14 protein-coding genes are annotated in these 17,504 nt (G+C 33.6%); all 14 read right to left on the bottom strand.

The window, feature by feature from the left end; genetic code table 11:
* Positions 1 to 36 precede the first annotated feature (36 nt).
* The 14 genes from clpX to purF all read right to left on the bottom strand — a co-directional run bounded on the left by clpX (position 37) and on the right by purF (position 17,504).
* Positions 37 to 1,311, bottom strand: a complete 1,275-nt coding sequence (gene clpX, locus AC5LW9_RS03600; RefSeq protein WP_198235631.1) for an ATP-dependent protease ATP-binding subunit ClpX — start codon at positions 1,309 to 1,311, stop codon at positions 37 to 39.
* A gap of 12 nt (positions 1,312 to 1,323) precedes the next feature.
* The gene (gene clpP, locus AC5LW9_RS03595; protein WP_065737770.1) at positions 1,324 to 1,926 is read right to left on the bottom strand and encodes an ATP-dependent Clp endopeptidase proteolytic subunit ClpP; all 603 of its coding nucleotides are present in this window, start codon (positions 1,924 to 1,926) and stop codon (positions 1,324 to 1,326) included.
* A gap of 93 nt (positions 1,927 to 2,019) precedes the next feature.
* A complete protein-coding gene (gene tig, locus AC5LW9_RS03590; RefSeq protein ID WP_493456343.1) occupies positions 2,020 to 3,321 on the bottom strand; it encodes a trigger factor in 1,302 nt (433 codons plus the stop codon).
* 107 nt (positions 3,322 to 3,428) lie between these two features.
* Positions 3,429 to 4,457, bottom strand: coding sequence for a UDP-3-O-(3-hydroxymyristoyl)glucosamine N-acyltransferase (gene lpxD, locus AC5LW9_RS03585; protein WP_198235634.1), 1,029 nt, complete (start codon positions 4,455 to 4,457; stop codon positions 3,429 to 3,431).
* Positions 4,457 to 4,945, bottom strand: coding sequence for an OmpH/Skp family outer membrane protein (locus AC5LW9_RS03580; protein ID WP_198235635.1), 489 nt, complete (start codon positions 4,943 to 4,945; stop codon positions 4,457 to 4,459). The genes lpxD and AC5LW9_RS03580 overlap by 1 nt, the downstream gene beginning before the upstream one ends.
* A gap of 39 nt (positions 4,946 to 4,984) precedes the next feature.
* A complete protein-coding gene (bamA, locus tag AC5LW9_RS03575; RefSeq protein ID WP_493456342.1) occupies positions 4,985 to 7,408 on the bottom strand; it encodes an outer membrane protein assembly factor BamA in 2,424 nt (807 codons plus the stop codon).
* Positions 7,409 to 7,433: 25 nt separating this feature from the next.
* Positions 7,434 to 8,753: an RIP metalloprotease RseP gene (gene rseP / locus AC5LW9_RS03570; RefSeq protein ID WP_198226300.1), complete on the bottom strand. Its 1,320-nt coding sequence runs from the start codon at positions 8,751 to 8,753 to the stop codon at positions 7,434 to 7,436.
* A 14-nt stretch (positions 8,754 to 8,767) separates the two neighbouring features.
* Positions 8,768 to 9,607 (bottom strand): phosphatidate cytidylyltransferase, encoded by an 840-nt coding sequence (locus AC5LW9_RS03565; RefSeq protein ID WP_493455023.1) that lies wholly within the window; start codon positions 9,605 to 9,607, stop codon positions 8,768 to 8,770.
* On the bottom strand, positions 9,601 to 10,332 hold the full coding sequence (gene uppS / locus AC5LW9_RS03560; RefSeq protein WP_198226296.1) for an undecaprenyl pyrophosphate synthase: 732 nt from the start codon (positions 10,330 to 10,332) through the stop codon (positions 9,601 to 9,603). The genes AC5LW9_RS03565 and uppS overlap by 7 nt, the downstream gene beginning before the upstream one ends.
* Before the next feature lie 61 nt (positions 10,333 to 10,393).
* Positions 10,394 to 11,026, bottom strand: coding sequence for a cAMP-activated global transcriptional regulator CRP (crp, locus tag AC5LW9_RS03555; RefSeq protein WP_025316411.1), 633 nt, complete (start codon positions 11,024 to 11,026; stop codon positions 10,394 to 10,396).
* An 86-nt stretch (positions 11,027 to 11,112) separates the two neighbouring features.
* Positions 11,113 to 11,319 (bottom strand): YheU family protein, encoded by a 207-nt coding sequence (locus AC5LW9_RS03550; RefSeq protein ID WP_198226294.1) that lies wholly within the window; start codon positions 11,317 to 11,319, stop codon positions 11,113 to 11,115.
* Between the two features lie 302 nt (positions 11,320 to 11,621).
* On the bottom strand, positions 11,622 to 12,659 hold the full coding sequence (locus tag AC5LW9_RS03545) for a hypothetical protein (protein WP_493456341.1): 1,038 nt from the start codon (positions 12,657 to 12,659) through the stop codon (positions 11,622 to 11,624).
* Between the two features lie 151 nt (positions 12,660 to 12,810).
* A complete protein-coding gene (locus AC5LW9_RS03540; RefSeq protein ID WP_198226290.1) occupies positions 12,811 to 15,510 on the bottom strand; it encodes an inverse autotransporter beta domain-containing protein in 2,700 nt (899 codons plus the stop codon).
* Between the two features lie 476 nt (positions 15,511 to 15,986).
* A complete protein-coding gene (gene purF / locus AC5LW9_RS03535; protein ID WP_198226288.1) occupies positions 15,987 to 17,504 on the bottom strand; it encodes an amidophosphoribosyltransferase in 1,518 nt (505 codons plus the stop codon).

The following is a 17,504-nucleotide window of genomic DNA, read 5'->3' as shown; positions in this document are numbered from 1 at the left end:
TTGTTAAAGTTTCAACAATAACAAGCATCTTCATAGTTAAGCTGACAACTCAACATCTTCTCGGTAAATTAAAGCTGGTGCTTGGGATTTTTCTACTGTTTCTTGTTCAACAATAACTTTTTTAATATTCTTCATAGATGGTATATCATACATTGTATCTAATAAAATATTTTCAACAATAGAACGTAAACCTCGAGCTCCTGTTTTACGTTGCAACGCTTTTATTGCAATAGCGTTTAATGCATCTTCAGTAAACTCTAATTCAACTCCATCTAACCTAAATAATGTTTCAAACTGCTTAGTTAAAGCGTTTTTAGGTTCAGTTAAAATACTAATTAAGGCATTTTTGTCTAATTCTGATAATGTACCGATAACGGGTAATCGACCAATAAATTCAGGAATCAAACCAAATTTTACTAAATCTTCAGATTCAACTTGAGCGAGTAACTCGGACTCCGTTGCCTTATTTTTACTGCTTTTAACATCAGCTCCAAAGCCAATACCAGTATTAACAGATACTCGATTTTCTACTACTTTATTCAAGCCACTAAATGCCCCACCACAAATAAACAGAATCTTTGAGGTATCAACCTGTAAAAATTCTTGTTGAGGATGTTTACGTCCGCCTTTGGGTGGCACAGAGGCAATAGTACCTTCAATAATTTTTAATAAAGCTTGTTGTACACCTTCACCTGACACATCTCTTGTGATTGAAGGATTATCTGATTTTCTTGAAATCTTGTCTATTTCATCAATGTAAATTATGCCACGTTGTGCTTTTTCAATATCATAATCACAACTCTGTAATAATTTTTGGATGATATTTTCAACATCTTCACCAACATACCCTGCTTCTGTTAATGTTGTTGCATCTGCCATCGCAAAAGGAACATCTAAAAAGCGAGCTAAAGTTTCAGCTAATAATGTTTTACCACTACCGGTTGGACCAATTAATAAAATATTACTTTTACCTAATTCGACATCATTATGACTTGCATAATTACGTAAACGTTTATAATGATTATAAACAGCTACAGATAATACTTTTTTTGCTTTTTCTTGACCAATAACATATTCATCAAGATGGTTTCGAATTTCATGAGGAGTTGGTAATGGTTTACTATTAAATTCTTCATGTGAGAGAAAACTTTTTGTCTCTTCTTTTAAAATATCATTGCATAGCCCAATACACTCATTACAAATATAAATAGATGATGGTCCTGCAATTAGTTTGCGAACTTCATGTTCACTTTTACCACAAAAAGTACAATAGAGTAATTTTTCTGAGCTTTCATTATTCACTTTTACCACCTAGCTAATTTATTATGAACGTTTACTATATATGGCATCCACTAAACCATATTCAACTGCTTTTTCGGCAGACATAAAGTTATCACGATCTGTATCTTTTTCAATTACACTAATATCTTGACCAGTATGCATTGCCAAAATATTATTTAAACGGCTTTTTACTTGTAAGATTTCTTGTGCATGTATTTGAATATCGGAAGCTTGTCCTTGAAAACCGCCTAATGGTTGATGAATCATTACCCTAGCGTTAGGTAAGCAATATCGTTTACCTTTTGTTCCGGCAGTCAAAAGCAATGATCCCATTGAACATGCTTGTCCCAAACAAATTGTGCTAACATCAGGTTTTATAAATTGCATAGTATCATAAATGGCCAGTCCGGCTGTAACAACACCACCTGGTGAATTTATATATAAATGGATATCTTTTTCAGGATTTTCAGCTTCTAGAAATAACATTTGAGCGATAATTAAGTTAGCCATATTATCTTCAACTTGTCCTGTTAAAAAGATGATTCGCTCTTTTAATAACCGTGAATATATATCGTAAGCTCTTTCTCCACGAGAGCTTTGCTCAACAACCATTGGAATCACACCCATATATGGTTCTAAAGGCATTTTTATCTCCTAATTAAACAAAATAGCCCAAACAGATAATTCTTATTTGGGCTTAAAAGTAATCTTTTTATTTAATGAAGCAGTGTATAGATATTAAGCCACTTGCTGATTCATTAATTCAGAAAACGAGTAGTTTTTATCGGTTACTTTAGCACTAGCTAATAATAAATCAACTACTTGATCTTCAATCGCTACAGATCGAATGTTATCCATCGCTTTCTTATCTTTACTGTAATATTCTAAAACTTCTTTAGGATCTTCGTAAGCAGAAGCAATTTCATCAATTAATGATTTAACTTTTGCATCATCAGCTTTAATCTTATTGCTTTCAATAATTTCGCTAAATAATAAACCAACTGATACACGGCGTTTAGCTTCAGCTTCGAATAATTCTTTCGGAAGGTCCATTGGTTGCTTCATGTTTCCGCCAAATCGTGATACAGCCTGTTGACGTAGTACATCAATTTCGCGTTCTACTAATGCAGCAGGAACATCAATTTCATTATTCTTAACTAAACCATCAATAACTTGTGCTTTAATTTTATTACGAATAGTTGCATTAAGTTCGCGCGACATATTTTTTCGTACTTCAATACGTAAGCTTTCAACTGTACCATCTGCGATACCAAACCGTTTAATGACATCTTCAGTAAGCTCTGGAAGTTCAAGCTCTTCCACTTTCTTCAATGTTGCAGAAAATACTGCAGGCTTACCTTTTAAATTTTCCGCATGATAATCTTCTGGAAATGTTACGTTAATATCAAATTGGTCATTAGCTTTATGATCTAAAATAGCATCTTCAAACCCAGGAATCATTCTACCTTGACCTAAAACTAATACAAACTCATTAGCTTTACCGCCTTCGAATTCTTCACCATCAACTTGACCAACAAAATCTAAAGTTACACGATTTTGTTCTTTAGCTGATTGATCAACTTCTTTCCAAGTCCCTTGTTGTTTACGTAATGTTTCAATCATAGTTTCAACATCAGCATCAACAACTTCGGCTACTGGTTTTTCAACTTCGATCTTATCTAGATCTTTGATTTTAACTTCAGGGTAAACCTCAAATTCAACAGTAAAGGTGTAATCTTCTCCATCTTTATATTCTGTTGGAGTATAAGTTGGTGCACCTACTGGATTTATTTTTTCTTGAACAATCGCTTCAATGAAATTTTGTTGCATTAAGTCACTTAATGCATCTTGTAAAATCGACGCACCATAGCGTTGTTCAACAATTTTTAAAGGTACTTTTCCTTTGCGGAAACCATCAATTCGTACTTTTTTTGCAGTATTAATCAGCTCTTTATCAATTGCTTTTTTAATATCTTCTGATTTAATGGTAATGGATAAACGTCTACCTAAACCTTTTGTTGTTTCCACCGAAACTTGCATCTTTATACCTCGAAATTATTGAATAATATCTGCTCATGATTATTTTAAATTGATAATTGAGCCAACAAATTTATAAAATAGGCGAGCATTATACCGACCGTAAACGTCTACGTCGAGACATTTAATAGTTTCTTCTCAAGCGCTTTCAAACGTTTATTCATTTCATCAATATGTAACACTAACGAAGCGGTTTTTCGCCATACTTTATTTTCTTGTAGTGGGATCCCAGATGAATATACACCAGGTTCGGTGATAGGACGCATCACCATTCCCATGCCTGTGACGGTTACTTGATCACATATTTCCATATGTCCATTAATAACACTTGCTCCACCGATTAGACAGTGACGACCAATAGTTAAGCTACCAGCCATAATAACGCCTCCCGCAACTGCGGTATGATCACCAATTATATCGTTATGAGCGATTTGGCATTGATTGTCAATAATAACACCATTACCTATAATCGTATCATCCAGCGCACCTCTATCTATTGTGGTTGATGCACCTATCTCTACATTATTGCCAATGACAACACGCCCCAATTGAGGAATTTTAATCCAGTTTCCTTTATCATTAGCATAACCAAATCCATCCGCTCCTATGACCGTTCCTGATTGAACTAAGCAATTGTCTCCAATAATACAGTTGTGATAAACCGTGACATTAGCCCATAATTTTGTATTTGCACCTATCTTTGTACCTTTACCGACAAAACAACCCGCACCAATAACACAATTATCACCTAATACAACATCACTTTCGATAACAGCATTTGCACCAATTGAAATATTACTGCCTAACTGAGCAGATGAATCAATTACCGCTGATACTGCTATATCTTTAGCTGGTGCAGGTGTTGTATCAAAGTACTGAGCTAATTTTGCATAAGTAAAATAAGGATCTTTTACAATTAATGCAGCACCTTGCCAATACTTAAGACTTTCTTCTGTCATTACTACGGCAGAAGCTTTACATTCTGATAAATTATTCTGCAATTTTTTATCGGACAAAAAAGTAATCTGTCCTGATACTGCACTTTTCATTGATGCAATACCTGTGATAGTTATATTACCATCACCATATAACTTTGCATCAAATTGTTTAGCCAACTGTTCTAAACGGAAAGCAAACATTATTTTTTAACCTTTTCCAATACTTTATTAGTGATATCTACCGCATCCGATGCTGATAATGTAGCTTCTGCTTTTAAAATAATATCGTATTTTTCTGTAGTAACAATACTTTTAACAGCTTCTTGGATTTTAGTTAATAATTTACCCACTTCTTCTGATTCGCGTTTGCGGTAATCTGTAGTAAACGCTTGTGCTTTATTTTCAAAATCTGAAATTGTTTTATTTAACTTTGTTTTTTCAGAAGCGGATAATGTTAAACCATCTTTCTTTAAACGAGCTGCCGCATCACTAGCTTTCTTTTCTTCTTCACGCAATGATTTTTCTCTGGCTTCAAATTCTTTATTTAAAGCTTGTCCAACTGTTTCTCGTTGAGGCATGTTTTGCAATACAGACATTACATCAATAACCCCGATTTTGACTTCTGCATTTGCTATACCAGTAAACAGTAATGCAGCACTTATACTAAGAACGGATATGATTTTTTTCACTTTCTTCACCTATGTCTATTTATTAATTTTGACATGGATTTACCATGTCGAACCGATATTAAATTGGAATTGTTGAGCTGAATCACCATTATATTTCTTAAGCGGTTGGGCATAAGAAAAAACTAATGGACCTAATGGTGACATCCATTGAACAGCCAATCCTGCCGACATTCTTATATCAGAAGGTGAACTATAATCTGGAATATCCTTGTTCTTAAAATTCCACTCAGTATCCCATACTGTACCAGCATCAAAGAATACAGAGGTACGAATGCTATCTGTATATTTTTCTGCAGCAAATGGAGTAGGAACGATCAACTCTGTACTAACAAATGCTAAAGCATTACCACCAACTGCATCCTTCGATCTTTTACAATTACTTGTATTATCTAAACCACTACAACCATCATCACTATTAAAATAAACTGCTTTAGGACCAACAGTGTTGGCTTTAAAACCACGTAGTACAGTCGAACCACCAGCATAAAAGTTCTCATAGAATGGCAACTCTTTACCACCAAAACCATTACCATAACCCAAACGACCTCGAGTTAAGAAAACCCAATGATGTTCAGAATCAAATGGATAATAATAGGAAGCATCAGTGATTATTTTGTAGAATCGGTTATCAAATACAGGTACTGTTATTTTTGCGTTAGCGGTCACTCTTAAACCATCAGTAGGGAAAAATCCTCGATCTAATGAATTATACGTCCAATAAGCATTTAGTAATAAATCATTAGTGTCGAAAGAAATAGAACGTCTATTCTTCATATTTTCACCCATAGATTCAAAATAACGCCACATTCCATATTGAGCTTTCATATCAGACAATTTATGATTGGCATATTCAGTACCAAAGCGAATGAAATTATTTTCACTAATTGGAAATCCTAAATTTGCTGATGCTCCCCATGTTTTACTCGAGTATTCTGACTCTTCATCATCATCATCCGCTTTATAAGTATTATAGTAGACACTACCACCTAAGCTTACACCATCAACAGTAAAATAGGGATCAACAATTGAAACAGAGGCCGTTTTATCAGTATCAGTGGTGTTAATATCAAATGATACACTATTACCTGTACCTAACCAGTTATCTTGCGATATACCTGCATTAAAACTAACACCACTATCTGAACCAATACCCACACCAAATTTAATACTACCAGTGTTACGCTCAGAAACTTTATAAATGATATCAACTTGATCATCTATTCCAGGCACTCGTTCAGTATTCGCTTCGACAGTATCAAAAAAACCTAATCGATTTAAACGTTCCTTACCTAACTCAACTAAACCGTTACTTAACCATGAACCTTCCATTTGACGAAGCTCACGGCGGATAACACTTTCACTAGTCACTGTATTTCCGACTATTCTAATATTACGAACATAATAACGTTGTCCAACATCAACCATCACTATTAGTTTTACAGTATGTTCAGAATCATTCAATTCTGGCTGAATAACGACTCTAGGGTAAGCATAACCGAAATTAGCAAGTAAGCGTTTAACATTATCTTCGATATCTGTTATTCTCTGACCATTATATAAATCGCCAACTGATATGCGCTCATTAGCTATTTTAGCAATCGCATCTTTATGACCCGAAAAGTTTCCTTTAAAATCAAGACCAGATAACTTGTATTGTTCCCCCTCATGGATATTAATCGTTACGTAAATACCTTTTTTGTCTGGCGTTAAACTTACTTGCGTGGAATCTATATTAAAACGAGCATAACCACGATTTAGATAGAAACTTTGCAATTCATCTAAATCACTAGCCAATTTTTGTTTTTGATATTTTCGATCACCAAGCATGTTCCACCATGGAACTTCATCACGTAATGAAAAACGTGAAATAAGTTCTTCTGAAGAAAATGCTTTAGCACCAACAATATTGATTTGATCAATTAATGCCGATTTACCCTCTGCAATTACCAATTTTAAATCAGCACGATTACGAGATAATGGGGTAACTACAGCTGTAACATTTGCATTATACTTCCCAACACTGTAGTAAAAATCTTCTAAACCTTTTTCAATTGCCGAAAGCATAGTACGATCTAATGCTTCACCTTCTCGAATGCCAGAGCTATCTAAGTTTTTTTTCAACATATCATCCTTCACTGATTTATTACCAGAAAAAGTGATACTCGCAATAGTTGGACGCTCTTGAACATGAACAATCAATTTATTACCATCTCGGGAAACACTGATATTATCAAAATTACCACTAGCATAAAGGGATTTGATAATACGCCCTAAATCAGCTTCATTAACATAATCGCCAACTTGGACAGGCATCTCAAGCAATGCAGCGCCAGGAGTAACTCTTTGCAAACCTTCAAATTCAATATCTTTTACTATAAAATCATCAACACAAAATGCGTTGGAACTATACATTGCTGTACCACTGAACAGCAAAGATGCTATAAGTAATTTATTTATTTTCATTGTAAATGTTTATAACCTCATCCCATCACAATCGTAAAAAATCGTTAAATAGTGCAATTCCCATTATCAATATTAATAAAAAAAAACCTATGCGAAATAATCGCTCTTGGGTTTCATCGGATAAAGCTTTCCCTTTTAACTTTTCAAGCAATAAAAAGACAAGCTGCCCCCCATCTAATATTGGTAATGGTGCAAGATTGATAACACCCAAACTTATACTAATAAATGCTAAGAAATATAAGTAAGGTGTGAAACCATAACTTGCTGTTTGCCCTGCGCTTTTTGCTATCGTTATAGGCCCTGATAAATGTTTAAGACCAATAACACCTGTTATTAACTGATAAAGTGAACCAACAGTTAGTTTTGTCGTTAATACTGTTTGTTCAATACCTTTACCTAATCCTTCTAAAAAACCATATTGCTTAACTACTGCCTCTGAGGAAGGATATAAACCAGCTACACCTTCTCCATTTTTCTGAACTGTTGGTATTAAATTAAGATAAATTTCACTATTATCTCGCTTAACCTTTAATACCATTGCATTTGCTTTTTTTATTTCATCAGAAAAATCATTCCAATTTGTATAAAGATGATTATTGTAACTGATAATTTCATCACCTACTTGTAATCCAGCTTTTTCTGCAGCCGATTTTGGTACAATTTTACTCAAAATTGGATAAACTTCCAACGTTTTAGGAAGAAAACCAAATGCCGTAATGGACGATTCTTTTTCTATGTCAAAATACCAATGGCTAATATCAACACTTTTTGTAATTTCTGTTGGGTTATCATTATTATCTGTATCAATATAAGATAAAGATACACTATTTTTACCTAATACAGATATCAACGCTAAATTTACATCATTCCAGCTATTAATATTAATATTATTAATAGTTTTTAGTTCTGCTCCATAAGGCATATACAATGTAGAAGCAGGGGTATTAGCAATGGTATCTTTTACTTTTACGGGATAAACCATTACTCCGTTTAAAAAAATTATCCAATAAATTATCGCAGCTAAAACAAAGTTGGCAAAAGGCCCTGCGAATATGATTGCCATTTTTTGCCAAATTTTTTTTCTATTAAAAGCAAATTTTTTATCATGGTTTGAAGTTTTTTTTACATCTTCATTAAGCATTCTAACATAACCACCAAGAGGAATCATAGCAATTACGAATTCAGTTCCACTTGAAAATTTATGTGACCATATTTTTTTACCAAAACCAATTGAAAAGCATTCAACATGAACACCACATAAACGAGCAATAAGAAAATGCCCAAATTCATGTACTGTGACTAAAATACCCATAGTAAGGATAAATAGCAGCAACGACCAGAGCAAAATATATTACCTCTCTATGATAAATATAAAGATAGTACTGTAAAAATTGGAACAGCGGCTGTTAAACTATCAATTCTATCTAAAATACCGCCATGTCCTGGTATTAAATTACCACTATCTTTAATACCGGCTTCACGTTTAAACATACTTTCAGTTAAATCACCTAATACTGAAACCAAGACAGCAAAAAAAGAACTGATAAAAAAAACGTTAAATTTTATATTGAACAGATTAGAATAATAAACAATCAAGCTAATTAAAAACGCGACACTAACGCCACCAATGAAACCTTCTACAGTTTTACCTGGGGAAACTTTCGGTGCTAATTTTCGTTTACCAAAAATTCGCCCAGCAAAGTAAGCTCCAGTATCTGTTGCCCATACTAGCACAAATACATATAACAGCAAGATTGCTCCTGTATAACAATTTGAATGATAGTTAATGGATCTTAACGCTATCATACTAAGGAAAAATGGAACTAACGTAAAAAAAGCAAAAGTTAATTTTACAGCAACATTAGACCAATAATGTATGGTTTTGGGATAACTTATTACTAAGTATAATGCAACTAACCACCAGATAATTGAAAGTGATAATATAATATTATACAGTTTGGATTTTAGTTCAAAAGAGATTGGCATAAAATATAACAAAGCTAATATAACTGCAATAAAAAAAGCAAACATTAGTCTTGAATACTTATTAGTTATATGCAAAAACTGTGACCACTCCCATGCAGCTATACCGACAACAGCAATCATGATATAAGCGAATACCGATAATTGCGTAAAAAAAAGTAGAATAATTACAAGTGGAATTAGCACAATTGCAGCAAGTAATCGTTGAATTAACATGAATGTTCCTCTATAGGTATACCACCAAAACGCCGCTCTCTGGTATTAAAGGCATCAATTGCTTTGTCAAATAACGTTTGATTAAAGTCTGGCCATAAAACATCAGTAAAGTAAAGTTCAGAATAAGCGATCTGCCATAATAAAAAATTACTGATTCTATATTCACCGCCAGTGCGAATAACTAAATCTACTTCAGGAAACTCATGCATACTTATTTCCGAATTAAATCGTTCTTCAGTAATATCATCTAACGTTATTTTACCATCTAAGACTTGCTTTGCCATTTTTTTAGTTGACTGTAAGATGTCCCAACGACCACCATAATTTGCAGCAACATTCAAAACTAATCCAGAATTATCTTTCGTTAATTGTTCTGCATTAATAATCATATTTTGCAAATCTTCATTAAATTGAGAAATATTACCAATAATATTTAATCGAACATTATTTTTGTGTAAACTTTTCATTTCACGATTCAAAGCATAAATAAACAAAGAAATTAAAGCAGAAACTTCACTTGCTGGGCGTTTCCAATTTTCACTACTAAAAGCATACAACGTTAAAACTTTTATACCAAGAGTTGCAGCATAGGTAGCTATTTTACGTACTGCTTTTAAACCAGCTCTATGTCCAACTGCACGTAATTGTTTTCGTTGCTGTGCCCAGCGACCATTTCCATCCATAATGATCGCTACATGGTTAGGAATGTATCTTTCTTGAATCATGAAATATACCGTGTCATATAAATCATTTTATCAACTTGTTATTAAAGATTTGTTTAATCACTTAGCGTGTTCCATAAACAACAATAGTTTTACCATGAGCAGAAATTAAATGTTGATCTTCAAGCATTTTTAAAATTCGACCGACAGTCTCACGAGAACATCCAACAATCTGACCTATTTCCTGACGAGTAATTTTAATTTGCATACCATCAGGATGTGTCATAGCATCAGGTTGTTTAGCCAGATTTAATAAGGTTTGTGCAATACGACCGGCAACATCAAGAAACGCTAAATTGCTAACCTTTTCAGATGTTACTTGTAAGCGACTAGCCATTTGGCTGGCAAGTTTCATTAAAATATCGGGATTGACCTGAACTAGTTGCTTAAATTTCTTATAAGAGATTTCAGCTACTTCACAACTTGTTTTCGCTTTAACCCAAGCACTTCGCTCTGTTCCTTCTTCAAAAAGACCTAATTCACCTAAAAATTGATTCTGATTCAAATAAGATAATATCATTTCATTACCTTCATCATCTTTAATCAATACGGCTACAGATCCTTTTACAATATAATAGAGAGTTTCTGCTTTTTCACCTTGATGAATTAGGGTACTTTTAGCTGGATATTTATGAATATGGCAATGGGATAAAAACCACTCTAATGTTGTATCCGTTTGCTGTTTACCAATCATTATTCCTTTCTCTCCATTCAATTTACAACCTACACACTATAACAAAGTTGGACAATAAATCATATACTAAGCGATAAGGATTTTAGCCATTATTTAACAAGTTTAATATCAACTGTTTGGTGTAATTCAGACCAAAAAATTGCCACAGTTCCATCAATTAATTGAGATTTTACTTGAGTAACCTTTTCTTGGAGGGATTTTTCTTGCAGACCATAATCGGTACCTTCACGTAACACAAAATATTCAATTATGTTATCTAATGTTTGCGGGTCAAGATTTTGCCAAGGAATAATCATGATAAATTAATATTATTTGGAATTGGTTAGTATTCTAAAGCATCCATTTAAAAATAAGAAGAATCATTTCATTTTTTAATTTTATTTGGCTAATAATCGTGAGGATAAATCATGTAATAAAATTATATAAATTAGCTTAAAGATTAAAAATTATGATTATTTGCAACATTATAATATGCAGTTTTATTTTTTTTAAATAACTTACAATAATATATACATCAATAAATATTTTTTAATAGTAAAGAAAAACCACCCATATGAGTGGTTTTAATAATATTTAAAGTAATTAGTATTACTTATATTTATTCGTTAGTTTCAACTCTCAAATGATAGCCTTGAGCACCTGCTTTGTAGGCTGTGTTATATATTGAGTTATGATTTGCTGTTGTGCTACCTAAGTAAATAGTATCGCCTTGAGCTGTTGTAGTGCTTGAAGCTAACTCATCAGTAGTGGCATTAGTGTCTAAATAAGTACCGTCAAGTGTCCATTTATATGTATAAGCTGAAGTTTTAATTAACTCTCCTGAATCAATGCTATCGTTTCTATCAGCATCATTCCAAACTACAGCACCAAATTTATCGCCGTATTGAGGGTTAGTTGCACCAGCTTTAGCATAGTTAACTGAAGTATCTAACTGATCATTTGCGTCATATTTAAAGATACCAACTTTAAAGGTATCACTAATAATTGGACCTTTACCTGGTGCTTGATCACCTGGACCTTTTGGATCAGAAGGTAGTCCATCTGGTTCAGTGCCATCTGTAGATACTTGCGGAAGTTCTGATGACCAAACGTCTGAGATACTCAACCATTGATTGGTGCTAGGTAAACCAAATTCGGTACGTTCTTGTAATTTAAAACCAATTTGATCAGCACCAGCAAATTTATCATCAATTTCAAATATAATAGAACCTGATTGTACACCATTTACACTTTGAGCAGTTGTAAATGAAAGACCTTGAAGATCTGCTCCTGCAATTGATGTCCAAGCTCCGTAATTACCAGCGCTATCTTTTTGTCTTATATAAACAGTAAGAGAATCTTTGATATTTCCATTATCTACATCACCATCGCTGTCTAGTAATTTATATGAAATTTTCATATAATCACCAACTTTAACATTGTCATTTGCTCCAATGTTATTGTTACCGGCAGCATCAGTAGTAAAGGTTACAGTAATAGTATGATCAGCAACATCGCCATTTATTTTGGAAAGAACAGGTGCATTACCATGTATTGTTTCGTTAGTTGTTGCATGTAATGTTGCAAATGCGCTACTTGATGCATAACCTGCTAATAATAAGCCAAATGCAATTTTTTTGATTGTTAAATTTTTCATGTTTAACTTCCTATTTTTATTTTTAAATTGAATATGTTGTATTTAAATGAATACAACACTTTTGTTGGTGTTCCCAAATATAAGCTACCGAAATCATTCGTTAACCTAAAACCTATTATTATATCTTCATATTACTTATACGCATGACTAATTAGTTATAATCTGTAATTGTTACTTGCAATTTAAAACCTTGATCTCCCGCACACGCTAACGGTGAAGGTGTAACCGACTGTTCTAAATTCAAATGAGCAGGTGCACCAGCAACAGGAGCAACACCTTTACCTGCTGTTGCATAACTCAATGTTTTCTTACTTCTTATTGTGTAGTGAGCATTAGGCCCCATAGCAACATTAAACCATGGACCATTTGGATTTTCCTCATAACTTGGTAATGCAGAAGTTGCAGCACTGCCTGGGCAAGCCTGTTCATTGGAACCGACAAGTGACCAAACAGTAAATGGAGTAGGAAGTTCCTGACCATCAACACCATAAGCCTTTACATAATACTCACTATCGACCATCCATTCTTTAACACCATTTGGGTCAAAGTTAAGAGAATTACCTGTGTTTTCTGCTACTAATACGCCATCTGCGCGGTAAACTTTAATAGTATTAGCTTTACCACCTGTAAAATTAACCTTAGCTTTATTGAAAGAGGTACCAAATCTATCAATAGCAATTGCAAATTCAACAACACCAGCAAGATTTGAGGCGACATCTAAAATGTAAGTATCACCTATCGCATCAATATTAGCTGCCGTTGCAGCATTAGCAGATACTTTTTGTCCCATCTTAACTTTTTCAAAACCTTTTACAATGACACAAGGTTCTTGTGATGGGCAAGCATTAACATTACCTGAGGTACCATCAATTAAAGCCACTTTTTTTCCATTGCTTGTAGCTGACCACCCTTTTAGTACTGATGCAAAATTATCAGGTATACTATTCATTAGTTCTTCATCACTAAAACCTTCTACATCATCTTCAGAAGTAATCGATCCGACATCTACTTTAGGTTTAACTAATGTTGCAAAAATAGTGATTGCACTTTGACCATCAGCCGGTCTGTTAGCCATTGAAACCTTATTTCCATTTTCATCTATTACCCAGACCCCAACTTTACGTGTATTTAGATTTGGTAATACTTCAAATGAAATTGAGTTAGATGTTGCAGATTTACCTTTTTCGTCGGTAACTGTTACCGCCAATGTGTATTTACCTTTAGTGCTTATAGGACGACGTTGACCAGTAGAATCAACATAATCCGGCGCTACAATTTTCCAATTGTTAATATTGGTATGAGGTGTTAACCAGTTTGAAGAATTACATGTTCCTGTTGCAAAACATAAGAAACCACCGCCCGCATCAATTTCCATCATATCACCAGACCATGAGACACTGCGTATACCTTTAGCATTATGAACGCCAATGCTAACGTCATAAGTCTCACCTTCCAATAATTGCAGTGATTCAAGCCCTAAATCAACACTCATTTTCTTTTCTTTATATTCAAGAACAATGTAATTATTGCGATCAACAAGATCATAACGACTACCTTTAACTGAACGAGCGGCTTGAACCATATCGGGATCCATCTGGTCTTTTAGAGGCATTCCAATACGGTAATTCATGGTTAGTTCAGCTTTAGTTTCTTTATTACTATCTTGACCACGTTTATGTTCGGCTTTAACCGTAAATAAAGGAACAGGCGTGTAATCAATACTCGCAGTTACAGCTCTAGGATCTTTTTGTAAATTATCTTTACCAAATAATGCTACTTTATCACCATAGTATTGTTCATACATCAATGAACCACCTAAGTGTGGATATTGTGGCAAGTATCCTTGGAAACGAATATCAAATCCTCTAGCTGCGCGTTCTAAATAATCATCAAAATCTTTTGAATTTTTCCAATCAGATAATGGGTGATAATAGTTAATGGCAAACTTCATATAGTCTGTCCAAGCTTCAGCACCAATACCTAAACGGTTATGAGAACGTTGAAAATCGTGGTCTAAAAATACGTTATAACCTAATAACCATGTTTTATCAGCTACATCCCAGCGTTGACCAATACCAAAGTTACCAATACGTCGATTATGCTCATATTCTTGAAAAGACAATTGAGTAAAGATCAAAGTATCTTCGGTGTCGTACCAAGGACTAAATAGTTTGGCATTGATATTATTAAATGACCCTGTGTCACTGATATCAAACTGTAATTGTGCAGTACCAAATTGCCCTAAAAAGTCTTGCGCAGCACCTTTTAATGGATCAACAACTTGGTTTCTTACACTATTACGTACATAATCTTCAGCATAATCTTTTGCTTTATTTTTTACATGCCCAGATATGCCGCCATTCTCAGAAGAGGTGATTTGCTTCCAATCTTGAGTAGCTAAAGTCTGTAAAGTTGATGCAACTTGGCTTGCTAAAGCATCTTTATCAGCTTTAACGTCATAATTATCATCCGAACCTAATTTAGGCAAATTAGCATATTTATCTTGACTACCAGAATCTGTTTTTTTCAATGCAGGCAATATAGGAGAGTTTTCAGGGAGCACTAAACGCTCTCCAACTTCTACCACATCTTTTTTATCATAACGACCAGCATTCATCTCTCTTAATTCTGAAACAGAGACACCGCTTAAAAGTGCTATTTGATATAGGCTACGTTGCTGGTTATTGACCATTTCACGCACCTTCATACCATCTTTTAACTCGATCACTTTATTACTATCAATTGCCGTTACTGTTTCAGAAACAGTATTATCGACTGCCCAACTCATTTGGCAGCCTAAAGCCATGATAATTAGTGTAGAGATAACTTTTAAATTAAGATTATTTCTCATCTTAATTATTCCTTATATTTCACCGACACAATGCTACGCAGTAACAAGTTCTTTTTTATTTGTTAATAAAGCTCATCTACCATTAAATTCTATTATTAATTTATTCTGGATAAAAATGCTTTAAATTTGTTTTCTTTCCATATTTATTTTTTTAAGGATTTTAAAATTATTCAAAACCCTTTATACGAGGGGGATGATATTACAAAATTGTCATAAATCAAAATAAATTTACGTATTTTTTGATTAATTTTTGTAAACAAATATAATTTATTTATTTTTCATAAAGTTAAATAAAAATAAGAATAGTATGATTTTAGTAAACTAATTGTTCAACTTAATAAACATTGTAATAACTAATTTAAAATTACTTTCTTGTTATGATTAGGAATGTGTAACAAATTGATTGGATGAAAAAAACAGGCAAACCGTCTAATAATTCATCTGTTTTTAACATTTTTTTCATTTTAGATGATTTTTTATTGACCTTCATTATAAATTTCTAGATTTTCTGATTCTTTAGTTGGTGTTAACTTAATCTTATCGCTTCTGTTTATTTCTAGCGAAGACAAATAGTTATCATCAATACCTTCGGTAATATATTTCCCATTAAAAACAGAACACTCCAAATGTGTTATGTTTGGATTTAGGATTTTAATTGAATCAATTAAATCAGAAAGATTTTGAAAAATAAGTTTATCAGCACCGATATCTTTAGCTATCTCATCAACTGTTCGATTATAAGCAATTAATTCGCTCGCAACAGGCATATCAATACCGTAAACATTAGGATACCTTATTTCTGGTGCGGCAGAAGCCAAATAAATTTTCTTCGCACCACACGAGCGAACCATTTCAAGAATCTTTTCTGATGTAGTACCTCGTACGATTGAATCATCAACTAAGAGAACATTTTTACCTTCAAATTCAATACGATTTGCATTGAGTTTTCTTCTTACGGAAAGTTTACGTACCGTTTGTCCGGGCATAATAAATGTTCGTCCAACATAACGATTTTTAACAAATCCTTGTCGATAAGGCTTATTTAGTATTCTTGCTATCTCAAGCGCCGCATCACATGATGTTTCTGGAATCGGTATGACAACATCAATATCAACATCCTTCCATTCATTTGCTATTTTTTGCCCTAATTTTTGTCCCATTAAAATGCGAGATTGATAAACAGATACACCATTCATCAACGAATCCGGTCTTGCAAAATAAACATATTCAAAAATACATGGATAGTATTGAGGATTATCTGAACATTGCTGTGAATATAATTGCCCATCTTGAGTGATATAAATCGCTTCGCCAGGTTCAACATCACGCATAAACTTAAAATCAAGAATATCTAATGCCACACTTTCTGAGGCAACCATATATTCAATTTTTTGATTTTCTAAAACTCTTCTACCAATAACTAACGGACGGATTCCATAAGGATCTCGAAAAGCAACCAAACCATGTCCTATAATCATTGCTACACAAGCATAGGCTCCCTTAATAATCATATGTACATTATGAATTGCGGTAAAAATATTATCTGGGCTAAGAGGATAAGTTGGAAATTTATCGAGTTCGCTGGCAAAAATGTTGAGTAAAACTTCGGAATCGGAATTAGTGTTAATATGACGCCTAGCTAACTCAAAAACTTTATTACGTAGTTTATCGGTATTAGTCAAATTACCATTATGAGCAAGAGCGATACCATAAGGTGAATTGACATAAAAGGGCTGTGCTTCCGATGGGCTGGAACTTCCGGCTGTTGGATAACGTATATGACCAATCCCTAAATTACCTTGTAAACGCTGCATATGATGTTCTTGGAATACATCTTTAACGAGACCATTCGCTTTTCGCATACGAAAGCGATTTTGATCATCAATTGTAACAATACCTGCAGCATCTTGTCCTCGATGTTGCAACACAGTCAATGCATCATAAATTGATTGGTTGACCGTACTACTTCCTACAATACCTACAACACCACACAT

It is taken from the genome of Gilliamella sp. LMG 34360 (assembly GCF_984568995.1).
The sequence above is the reverse complement of the archived record's forward strand: the minus strand, read 5'-3'. Positions and strand labels throughout refer to the sequence as shown.